At 71.1% G+C, this 10,748-nt stretch carries 8 protein-coding genes; 2 read left to right on the top strand and 6 right to left on the bottom strand.

The features are described from left to right. The 4 genes from CA984_RS38650 to CA984_RS38635 all read right to left on the bottom strand — a co-directional run. Positions 1-1,777, bottom strand: a 1,777-nt coding sequence (locus CA984_RS38650; RefSeq protein WP_165781571.1) for a condensation domain-containing protein, incomplete at its 3' end; no start/stop codon positions are given. Between the two features lie 146 nt (positions 1,778-1,923). Further along, a complete protein-coding gene (locus tag CA984_RS38645; protein WP_086578342.1) occupies positions 1,924-4,377 on the bottom strand; it encodes an MMPL family transporter in 2,454 nt (817 codons plus the stop codon). Beyond that, a complete protein-coding gene (locus CA984_RS38640; RefSeq protein ID WP_086578341.1) occupies positions 4,374-4,646 on the bottom strand; it encodes an acyl carrier protein in 273 nt (90 codons plus the stop codon). The genes CA984_RS38645 and CA984_RS38640 overlap by 4 nt, the downstream gene beginning before the upstream one ends. Before the next feature lie 2 nt (positions 4,647-4,648). Continuing rightward, a complete protein-coding gene (locus CA984_RS38635) occupies positions 4,649-6,460 on the bottom strand; it encodes a fatty acyl-AMP ligase (RefSeq protein ID WP_086578340.1) in 1,812 nt (603 codons plus the stop codon). Between the two features lie 229 nt (positions 6,461-6,689). Between CA984_RS38635 and CA984_RS38630 the strand changes: the two genes are divergently transcribed. After that, a complete protein-coding gene (locus tag CA984_RS38630) occupies positions 6,690-7,625 on the top strand; it encodes a cation diffusion facilitator family transporter (RefSeq protein ID WP_242676410.1) in 936 nt (311 codons plus the stop codon). 43 nt (positions 7,626-7,668) lie between these two features. On the opposite strand, the gene CA984_RS38625 is transcribed toward CA984_RS38630, so the two are convergent. Together CA984_RS38625 and CA984_RS45680 are read right to left on the bottom strand one after the other, a co-directional pair. Continuing rightward, positions 7,669-8,406, bottom strand: coding sequence for a VOC family protein (locus tag CA984_RS38625; RefSeq protein WP_086578338.1), 738 nt, complete (start codon positions 8,404-8,406; stop codon positions 7,669-7,671). 160 nt (positions 8,407-8,566) lie between these two features. After that, positions 8,567-9,127, bottom strand: coding sequence for a TetR/AcrR family transcriptional regulator (locus CA984_RS45680; RefSeq protein ID WP_165781570.1), 561 nt, complete (start codon positions 9,125-9,127; stop codon positions 8,567-8,569). Positions 9,128-9,208: 81 nt separating this feature from the next. On the opposite strand from CA984_RS45680, the gene CA984_RS38615 reads away from it, so the two are divergent. Further along, on the top strand, positions 9,209-10,748 hold a 1,540-nt coding region (locus tag CA984_RS38615), incomplete at its 3' end, for an MDR family MFS transporter (protein ID WP_086578343.1).

Below are 10,748 nucleotides of genomic sequence, written 5' to 3'. Positions count from 1 at the left end.
CGATCCGGGAGCCCGCCGCTCCACCCCCGCCTCCACCTCCACCTCCACTTCCGGCACCGGCATCGGCATCGGTAAGGCCCTCTCCGGTCCGGGCGTCCATCGCGCCCGCCCCGGGCGGGAGGAGCCCGGCCGCCGCGCAGGTGACCACGATCGGCGGCGCGGCGTCGGCGAGCATCACCGCGAGGCGGTCCCGCGGGTAGTCGGGGTCCAGCGGCAGGTAGGCGGCACCGGACTTCAGGATCGCCAGGAACGCGACGACCATGTCGAGCGAGCGGGGCACCGACAGCCCGACGCAGCGGTCGGGGCCGGCGCCCCGGGCGATGAGGTGGTGCGCCAGCCGGTTGGCCCGGACGTTCAGCTCGGCGTAGGTGACCTCGGTGTCCCCTGCCACGACGGCCACGGCCTCGGGGCGCCGCCGTACCTGCTCCTCGAACAGGGTGACGGCGGTGCCGCCCGGCACCCCGCGCGGCGCGCCGCCCCAGTCGCCGAGAAGTGCCCGCTCGGCCTCGTCGAGCAGTTCGATCGCGCCGACGCGCAGGTCCGGCCCGGCCTGGGCGATCTGGGTCAGGCAGCGCAGGAACCGGTCGTGGTGGTCGGCCAGCTCGGCCTCGCCGTACAGCTCGGGGTGGCCGTCGAAGTCGATGCGGACGCCGCGCCCGTCGGAGCCGTCGTAGAGGTTGATCGACAGGTCCTCGATCGGCCCGGTGGACAGCGGGTGCGCGGTGGCGGCGTGACCGGCGAACTTCAGGTCGTAGTCGAAGCGCATGATGTTGACGACCGGTCCGAACAACCGCCCGCGTACCTCCCGGCGCAGGTCCTCATACCGGTAGCGCTGGTGGACCAGCAGCCGCCCGACCTCCCGGGTGACTTGCCCGACGAGCTCCCCGAAGGTCGTCTGCGGCCGTACGGCCAGACGGAGCGGGAGCACGTTGGAGACCATGCCGGGGGTGCGCCGGGCCGCCGGCGTGGTCCGGGCGGTGACCGCCAGCCCGAGGACCACCTCCTGGGCCCCGGTGAGGCGTCCGACGAAGGCCGCGACAGCGGCGATCATGAGTCCGGACACGGCCGTCCCGTGGGAGAGGGCCGCCTCCGTCAGAGCGGCGGCGTCGCGCTCCCCCAGCCTCGCGCTCCACCGGTGGAAGCGCGACGTGGCGACGGCCGTACCGGAGGAGAGGGCGGGCACGGCGGGCAGGTCGGCGAGTTTGTCCAGCCAGTGGCGGCGGTCGGCCTCGAAGCGGCCGGAGGCGCGGTAGGCGGCGTCCTCCTCCAGGAGGGTGGCCAGGGACCCGAGGCCACCGGGCTCGGGGTCGCGCCCCTCTGCCAGCGCGGTGTAGACCTCCGCCAGGCGCTGGGCGATCATCGGCCCGCTGTAGCCGTCCATGATCACGTGATGGCAGCGCAGGTACCAGAGGTAGCGGTCGTCGGCGACCCGCAGCAGGGCGGTGGCCAGGAGCGAGCCCTCGCCCAGCGGGGAGGCGAGCTGGGCCCGCATCCACTCCAGGGCGGTCCGCTCGTCTCCGAGGTCGAGGAAGGGGCAGGCGGGCTCCCGCTCCTCGACGATCTGCCCGCCCTCGACGATCCGGACATGGATCGCGTCGACCTCCCGGGCCGCCAGGCGGACGGCCGAGGCGAAGAGCACCGGGTCCACCGGCCCCGAGATCTCAATGTACTGGGCGATATGGATCGGGTCCTCAGGGGTGATCCGCTGAGCGTGCCACATTCCACTCTGCGCTGCGGACAATGGCAGGAAGGAACCCGGAACAAGCACCGTCGCCACGCTTTCCACCTTGGCCGAAGAAATGCCTGATGGGTGCGTATCAGCACCTCAGAGGGGAAGAAACGCATTGTGTGCGACTATCTGCCCCACGTTTGTTACCTGGCAGTAAACCACAGGTGTGATCTATATCGCAATAATGGAATTTGTCATTTCCCGCTAAACTCACCCTCCATTTTTTCGCCTTTCATCAAGACGACCCGGCTGGATCTGAGCATGACGCGCGGCCGTACCAGACCCCGGGGCCGGAGCATGACCTGAGGCCGCACCCGGGGGCCCTGCCGCCGGACCGGCCGCCCCGCTCGGTGCCACCATGACAGCCCCCTCGCCAGCCGGCTCGGCCACCAGACGGCGTCGCCGACGTCCAGGGTCAGCGCGGTGACGAGCACCGAACGGACGATCATCGTGTCGAGCAGCACGCCCACCGCCACCGCGAAGGCGATCTGCACGGTCTGCGTCAGCGGCAGCACCACGAGCACCGCGAAGGTGCCCGCGAGCACGACTCCGGCCGAGGTGATCACGCCGCCGGTCGCGCCGAGGCCGAGGATCGCGCTGTGCGCGGTGCTGTGCCGGTGCGCCTCCTCCCGCACCCGGTGCATCAGGAAGATGTTGTAGTCCACCCCCAGCGCCACCAGGAACACGAAGACCAGCAGGACGAACCCCTGGTCGACCCCGGCGAAGCCGAACAGGTGGGCGAAGGCCAGCGAGCTGATCCCCAGGGTCGCCAGGAAGGACACCACGACGGTCGCCAGCAGGAGCAGCGGCGCGACGAGCGAGCGCAGCAGCAGGGCCAGCACCACGAAGACCACCAGGAGCACCAGCGGGATGATCAGTGCGCGGTCCCGCTGCGCGCCCCGCTCCAGATCGGCGACGAGCGCCACGTTCCCGCCGACGTTGACGTCGGGGGCGGCCACCGCCCGCAGCCGGTCGCGCAGGGCGAGCACCTCCTGCTGCTCGGACTCCTCGCCGTCGCCGGCGCGCACGGTCACGTTGAGCAGGATGTCGCCGTTCCCCGCCGCGCCCAGCGAGATCGCGGTGACCTCGGGCCGCTGGGCGGTGTCCACGATCACGTCCCTGACGTACTGCTCGGTGGTGACCACCTGGACCGGGTCGGCCGCTCCGGCCGGGAAGTGCCGCTCGGCGGCCTCCTGCCCGACGACCGAGTCCGGCCTGCCGAGGAACACGTCGGCGTTATCCAGCCCGCCCGCCTTGTAGGAGGCCAGCCCGGACGCGCACACACCTAGCCCGATGACGGTGACCACCCACACAAGCCGGGGATTTCTCGCGATTTTTCGGCCTAAAGAGCCCCAGATTCCGGCGTCGGCAGGGAGCTCCCCGGCCGCACCGGACGGCCGCGCCGGACCTCGCCCGCCGGACCGGACCGCCCCGCCCGCCCTCTCGCCTCCCGGGGCGCGGTCCGGCCGCTCCGAGGGCCGGCAGCGCGGGATGAGCGGCCAGAACACCCACCGTCCGAAGACGACCATCACGGCCGGCAGCAGCGTCATCATGGCGAGCATCACGCCGGCCACGCCGACCGCCGAGACCGGTCCGAGCCCCTTGGTGGAGTTGAGGTCGGCCACCAGCAGGCAGAGCAGCCCGGCCACCACGGTCGCCGCGCTCGCCAGCACCGCCGGCCCGGCCCGGCGCAGCGCGACCGCCATCGCCTCGTGCCGGTCCTCGTGCCTGCCCAGTTCCTCCCGGTAGCGGGCGATGAGCAGCAGCGCGTAGTCGGTCCCCGCACCGATCACCAGGACCATGAGCAGCGAGACCGCCACACTGCTGACCGTGATCATCTCCGCGGCGGCGAGCAGGTAGTTGACCCCCATCGCGACGACCAGTCCCACCAGCACGACGCTCAGCGGGAACAGCCAGAGGACCACGCTGCGGTAGGTGATCAGCAGCACCACCACCGCCACGCCCATCGCGGCCAGCAGCAGGTCGGTGTCCACGGTCGAGAACACCGCGAGCGCGTCGGCCTGGAATCCGACCATGCCCGTGATGTGCGCGGCCAGCCCGGCCGGACGGCCCGCGTCGACGACCCGGCGCACCCGCTCGACGACCTCGGCCGTCTCCCGGCCGCCCTGGTCCCTGACGATGACCACGACCTGGACGGCCTGACCGTCCTTGGACCGCTGCGCGGCGATCAGCTTGATCGTCTTGGTCAGCCTGGGCATCTGGAGCTTCCGCTCGACCACCTGTAGCTGTTCGGGCAGCCTCCCCCTGGCGTCCCGGTAGGGCTTGAGCTCCCTGTCGAACTCCGCCCGCCCGAAGGTCTTGCCCCCGGTCGGCGTGGGCAGCTCCGCCACCACCCCGTCGATCCCGGCGAACGCCTTCATGTCCCGGGCGATCTCGTCCCGGTCGGCCGTGGTGACGCCCTCAGGCCGCTCGTAGACGATCGTCGCCGGGGAGAGGTTCTCCCCCTGCATGCCGAGGATGCGCTTGACCGCCCGCGCGGAGTCGGCGTTCTCGGGAAGGTAGGCGGCGATGTCGTCCTTCTGCACCGACTCCAGCCGCCCGGCGAAGGAGACGGCCGTCCCGATGATGCCCAGCCAGATGACCAGCACCACCCATTTCGTACGCCGGCCGCACAGCAGAGCGGTCATCGGCCCGCGCTCAACCGTCCCCGGAGGTGGTCCGCCATGGCCGCGACCGTCGGATGCTCCCAGGCGAGGGTCGGCTCGATCTCCAGCCCGTACTCCGCCTCGATGTCGCCGCACAGGCTGAGCGAGTAGACCGAGTCCATGCCGTACTGGGCGATCGGCACCAGGGGGTCGATCTCCTCGGGGGCGCGCATCACGTACGAGGCCACCTGGGCCCGCAGCCAGCCCCGAATGGCGTCCAGGTCGGTGGCGATCCCGGCGTCGGCGGACATGATCACGCTCCTTCTGCTACGGCTTCTGCTACGGCGTGCGCGGTCGGTACGGGGTGCGGGATCGGCGCGCCGGGGCCGGCCGGTACGGGGTGTCCGGCCGGTACGGCCTGCGCGGCGACGGCCGCCGTGAGCTCGGCGTGGACGACGGGCAGCGACCCGCTCAGCAGCAGGTCGCGGGTGCGGGAACGCTGGACCTTGCCGCTGGTGGTCTTGCCGACCCCGCCGCGCTCGACCAGCACGACGCTCATCGACGGCAGGCCGAACACGCGGGCGAGCTCCCCCTGGACCATGCGGGCGACCTCTGCGGCGGAGGCGCCGCCCAGACGCTGCCAGCGGACCTCCTGGACGAGCACCACGTGCTCGCCTCCCGCCTCGACCCCGAAGGCCGCCGCGGCGCCCAGCGACGGGTGCGTCTCCCGGGCCGCCTCCTCCAGGTCCTGCGGGTAGAGGTTGCGCCCGTTGACGATGACGACGTCCTTGCTCCGGCCGGTGACGTAGAGCTCCCCGTCGAGCAGGAAGCCGAGGTCCCCGGTCCGCAGGAAGGGCCCGTCGCCGTCGGCGGTGCGCCCGCCGAAGGTGTCGCTGCTGGCCTCCCCCCGCTGCCAGTAGCCCCGCGCGACGCTCGCGCCGCGCACCCAGATCTCGGCGACGCGCCCGTCCGGCAGGACCGCCCGGGTCTCGGGGTCGACGATGCGCACCGTCATGCTGATCGGCCGCCCGCAGCCGACCAGTTCCACGCCGTCCGGCGCGGGGACCGCCTCGTTCCGCTCCAGCGCGCCGGTGTCGAAGCGGCGGATCAGCGGCCCGTGCCCCAGCGGGGTGGCGGTGACCACCAGGGTGGCCTCGGCCATGCCGTACGCCGGGGCCCAGGCCTTCTCGCTGAAACCGGCGGCCCCGAAGCGCCCGACCATGGCGCGCAGCGTGCCGGTGCGGACCGGTTCGGCCCCGTTGAGCGCGAACCGCAGGCTGGACAGGTCGAGGCCGGCCGCCTGCCCGTCGGTGACCCGGGTGGCGCACCACTCGTAGGCGAAGTTCGGCGCGACGGTGTATCCGGCCCGGTAGCGGCTGATCATCTCCATCCAGAGCGCGGGGCGCATGACGAAGGCGATCGGCGAGGCGAAGTACAGGTCGCCGCCCGAGTAGATCGGCTGGAGCAACATGCCGATCAGGCCCATGTCGTGGTAGTGCGGCAGCCAGCCGACCCCCACGCCCTCCTGCGGCGAGCCGATCGCCCGCCAGATCTCCTCCTCGTTGTGGAGCAGGTTGGCGTGGGTGAGCATGACGCCGCGCGGCTCGCTGGTGGAGCCGGAGGTGTACTGCATGTAGGCGAGCGTGTCCGGCCCGATCTCCGGCATCGTCCACTCGCCGGGGCCGGGCAGGTCCAGGGTGTCGGTGGCCACGCACTCGACCGCGCCGTCCAGGCCGACGTCGCGCAGCCACCGGGTGAGCATGGCCTGGTTGGCCGAGTCGGTGAGCACGAACCGTACATCGGCGTCCTTGATGATCCCCTCCGCCCGCTCCAGCGCGCGCGGGTCGGTCTGCGGCAGCGGTGAGGGCACCGCGATCACGCGGGAGTACAGGCAGCCGAGGAAGGCGGTCAGGAACTCCAGGCCGGCGGGGTAGAGCAGCAGCGCCGTCTGGTCCGCCGCCCGACGCCCGGCCAGCCACGCTCCGATGGACCTGGCCCGCGTGTCGATCTCGGCGAAGGTCAGGCGGCTCTCGGCGAGCTCGCCCCTGCGGTCCTCCACGAAGGTGTACGACCGTTGGTGCCCGTACCGGTCGGCCTGCGTGCGCACCCGCTCCACAAAGGACATCTGGTCATCTCCCGTGACGGCAAGACAACCCAACATAGGAGGAAAGATCAGCCGGTCCCAGGCCTGCGCCGCACAAGCTACCGCTCGGTTTTATGCGGAAAGTTAGTATTTTGCCCCCAGCGAATTGTCCCTTCAATCCGTGTCGACACAGAGCGGGATGTTGCCCTGTTAGGCTGACCTTGCTTAACATCTGAGCAACTGTTCAAGTGTTGATGGAATGGATCTTACGATGGGTCACGGACACGGCCACGGCCATGGGCACAGCGCGGACTCCGACCGCCGCTACCTGGCGGTGGCGCTCGCCCTTCTGGTCGTCTTCATGGCGGCCGAGGTCGTCATCGGCGTCATCGCCAACTCCATCGCGCTGATCTCCGACGCCGGGCACATGCTCACCGACGCCGCCTCCATCGCGCTCGCCCTGATCGCGATGAGCATGGCCGCCCGCCCCGCCCGCGGCGCCTACACCTTCGGCTGGAAGCGCGCCGAGATCCTGTCTGCGGCGATCAACGGGCTGACGTTCGTGCTGCTCGTCGTCTACTTCGTCTACGAGGGCGTGCGCCGGCTCATCGAACCGCCCGAGGTCAAGGGGCTGCTGGTCTTCGGCACGGCCCTGGCCGGGATCGCGGTCAACGCGGTCGCCGCCTGGCTCATCGCCAGGGCCGACCGGAGCAGCCTCAACGTGGAGGGCGCCTTCCAGCACATCCTCAACGACATGTACGCCTTCATCGCCACCGCGATCGCGGGCGCGGTCGTCTGGCTCACCGGCTGGGGCCGGGCGGACGCGATCGCCGCCCTGGTCGTCGCGGCGCTGATGGCCAGGTCCGCCTACGGCCTGCTGCGCGACGCCGGGCGCATCCTGTTCGAGGCCGCGCCCCCCGGCGTGCACCCCGCCGAGGTGAGCGCCGCGATCACCGCCCACGGCGACGTCACCGGCGTGGAGGACCTGCACGTGTGGACCGTGACCAGCGGCTTCCCGGCGCTGTCCGCGCACGTGATCGTCAAGACCGGCGGCGACTGCCACCGGATCCGCCGCGAGCTCGCCGAGCTGCTCCACGAGCGCTTCCACATCGACCACACCACCCTGCAGGTCGACCACGTGCCGGGTACGGCCTGCCGGATCGTCAAGGCTCCCGGCAGCCCTCCCGCGGCCGGCGTCGCCTCCTGAACCGGGCGCCGCCACAGGCGCCCGCAGGCGGGGAGGCCGCGCGTCAGGCCGGAGCGAGGACGCAGAACTCGTTGCCCTCCGGATCGGCGAGGACGATCCACCGGACGTCGCCCTGGCCCACGTCGGCGGGCGTCGCACCGAGCTCCTTCAACCGGGCCACCTCCGCCGCTTGATCGTCACCGCGGTAGGGCAGCAGGTCGAGATGGACGCGGTTCCACACGGTCTTCGCGCCGGACGTGCGGAGGAACTCCAGATACGGGCCGACCCCCTTGGCGGAGCGCAGCGTCGCGTGATCGTCGGTCACCTCGTGGAGGGTCCAGTCGATCGCCTCGCCCCAGAACCGGGCCATGGCCCGCGGGTCGGCGCAGTCGACGACCACCGCGGCGATCGGTCCGGTGTCCCGGTAGATCTCCCGAGGCTCCAGCACGCAGAACACGTTGCCCTCCGGGTCGGCCAGGACCGTCCACGGCACGTCGCCCTGGCCCACGTCGGCGGGCGTCGCACCGAGCTCCTTCAGCCGCGCGACCAACTCCGCCTGATGGGCCGCGGAGGTGGTGGCGAGATCGAGGTGCACGCGGTACTTCACCGTTTCGGGGTCCGGGACGGTGACGAGATCGACGTAGAAGGCGTCGGGGTCCGGCCAGGCGAAGCCCTCGGGTTCGAGATTGGTCACACCGGGTCCCTCGCTGGAAACGCCCCAGCCGAGCGCCTCCGCCCAGAACCGGCCGAGCGCCGAGTCATCCCGAGCTTTGAAATTCACCTGAACAAGTCGGAGCGCCATGCCGCTCACCCTATGCCCAACGGATGAACCGGGATGAACCACGCGTCTCAGACTCAACTGCGGTAACGGGCAGGCCGGGGACTTCGCCGCGGACGGGAGCACCGCGGCCACGGGGCCGTGGACGGGGCCGCCACCGACGCGGACGTCCCGGCGGGGGCGATCACGCCCTGAGGCAGGCCTCGAAGACCGCGGTGAGCCGCCTGATCACGGTCTCCTGGTCGGGCGCGTCGAACGCGTCCGGGCCGTAGAGCTGGCTCAGAGTGCCGGCGCCGGTGATGAGCGAGGTCGCGACGGTCGCCCGGAAGATCGCTTCCGGTCCGGACAGCCGTGCGGCCAGCGGCCCCAGGATCGCCGAGCTGACCCGGTCCCGGATGAGCCCGTGGGTCTCCGAGCAGGACGCCGACCGGATGAGCGCCGCCATGACCGGACTCCCCCGCTCCGACCGGAGGCGTTCGGCGACGTACTCCGCCAGGCGCCGGGGCAGCTCTGCCTCGGGAACGTCCAGCACGCCGGGGAAGCGGCCCTGCATGGCGAGCACCTCGGCGAACAGCTCCCGTTTGGAACCGAAGTAGCGGTTGATCAGCGCGACGTTGGCGTCCGCCTCCGCGGAGATCAGCCGCATCGTCACCTGGTCGTAGCCCAGCTCGGTGAACAGCTTGCGGGCGGCGTCGAGAATGCGGCGCCGGGTGCCTGCCCGGTCGCGCTGCCGTACCTCATCCACCCGTCCGATCCTTCCAGATTTGACCAGTAAACAAGCGTCTACTAACTTCACATGTATCGTACACACATTGGGGGATGCTTCATGCTGACCGAACAACAGGCCCAGGCCGAGGCCGCACCGCGCTTCACGCACAAGCAGGTGCTGGAGATCTTGGCCGGACTGATGCTCGCCATGCTGACGTCGATGATCGCGACGTCCGTGGTGGGAACCGCGCTGCCGACGATCGTGGGCACGCTCGGCGGTCAGGACCAGCTGGCCTGGGTGGCCAGCGCGACACTGCTCACCATGACGGCCTCCACCCCGCTCTGGGGCAAGCTGTCGGACCTCTACGGCCGCAAGTTCATGTTCCAGGTCTCCCTGGTCGTCTTCACGGTCTCCTCCATCGCCGCGGGCTTCTCCCAGGACATGGGCCAGCTCATCGCGGCCCGGGCCGTGCAGGGCATCGGCGCCGGCGGACTCGCCGCGCTGCCGCAGATCATCCTGGGCGACGTGGTCGAGCCCCGCGAGCGTGGCCGTTACTCCGGCTACATGGGTGCGGTCTTCGGCGTCTCCACCGTCGCCGGTCCGCTGCTGGGCGGATTCATCGTCGACAACATGTCCTGGCGCTGGACGTTCTGGATCTGCGTGCCGCTGGCCCTGGTCGCGTTCGTCGTCATCCAGAAGGTGCTCAAGCTGCCGCTCGTCCGCCACGACACCAAGGTCGACTGGTGGGGCGCCACCTTCATCACCGGCGGGACCACCGCGCTGATGCTGCTGCTGTCCCTGGGCGGCCAGGAGTTCGACTGGAACTCCGCGTGGTCCTACGGCCTGGGCGCGCTCAGCCTGGTGATGTTCGGCCTCGCCGTCGTCGCCGAACGCCGGGCCGCCGACCCCATCCTGCCTCCGCGCCTGTTCCGCAACCGCACCTTCGTGCTCACCAGCGTCGCATCCCTGCTGGTCGGCGCGGCGATGTTCGGCGCGCTGATGTTCCTCCCGCAGTACCTGCAGATCGTCAAGGGCATGAGCCCCACCGGCTCCGGCCTGATGACCCTGCCCATGGTGCTCGGCCTGCTCGTCTCCTCGATCCTGGTCGGCCGCTTCGTCAGCCAGACCGGCCGGTGGAAGATCTTCCCCGTCGCCGGCATGCTGCTGGTCGCGCTCGGCCTGTTCCTGCTCTCCCGGCTGCACGTCGACAGCTCGCTGGTGGTCGTCGGCCTCGACATCGCTGTGCTGGGCATCGGCCTCGGCGCCTCCATGCAGATCCTGATCCTGGCCGCGCAGAACGCCGTGACCCGCAGCGACCTGGCCTCCACCACCTCGGGTGTGGCCTTCTTCCGCTCCCTGGGCGGCGCGGTCGGCGTGGCGGCCTTCGGCGCCATCCTGTCCAACCGGCTCAGCGCGGAGCTGATCTCCCTGGCCAAGGCCGCCCACCTGCCCCTCACCGGCGGCGCGACCCCCAGCCTCGGCTCCCCCGACGCCATCAGCCACCTGCCCGCCCCGGTGCTGGAGGTGGTCCTGGAGGCCTTCACCCGGGCCATCCACATGGTCTTCCTCGTGGGCGTGCCCATCGCGGTCCTGGCCGCGGTGGCCACCCTGATGCTGAAGGAGATCCCGCTCCGCTCGTCCCAGACCACCCCCGCCA

The sequence above is a fragment of the Streptosporangium minutum genome (assembly GCF_002149035.1).
In the GTDB taxonomy this organism is placed as follows: domain Bacteria; phylum Actinomycetota; class Actinomycetes; order Streptosporangiales; family Streptosporangiaceae; genus Streptosporangium; species Streptosporangium minutum.
This window is presented reverse-complemented; position numbering and strand designations above follow the sequence as displayed.

Coding starts and splice junctions, on each gene's coding strand:
- CA984_RS38645 (WP_086578342.1), bottom strand. CDS start 4,377: ATGACCGCTCTGCTGTGCGGCCGGCGTACGAAATGGGTGGTGCTGGTC.
- CA984_RS38640 (WP_086578341.1), bottom strand. CDS start 4,646: ATGTCCGCCGACGCCGGGATCGCCACCGACCTGGACGCCATTCGGGGC.
- CA984_RS38635 (WP_086578340.1), bottom strand. CDS start 6,460: ATGTCCTTTGTGGAGCGGGTGCGCACGCAGGCCGACCGGTACGGGCAC.
- CA984_RS38630 (WP_242676410.1), top strand. CDS start 6,690: ATGGGTCACGGACACGGCCACGGCCATGGGCACAGCGCGGACTCCGAC.
- CA984_RS38625 (WP_086578338.1), bottom strand. CDS start 8,406: ATGGCGCTCCGACTTGTTCAGGTGAATTTCAAAGCTCGGGATGACTCG.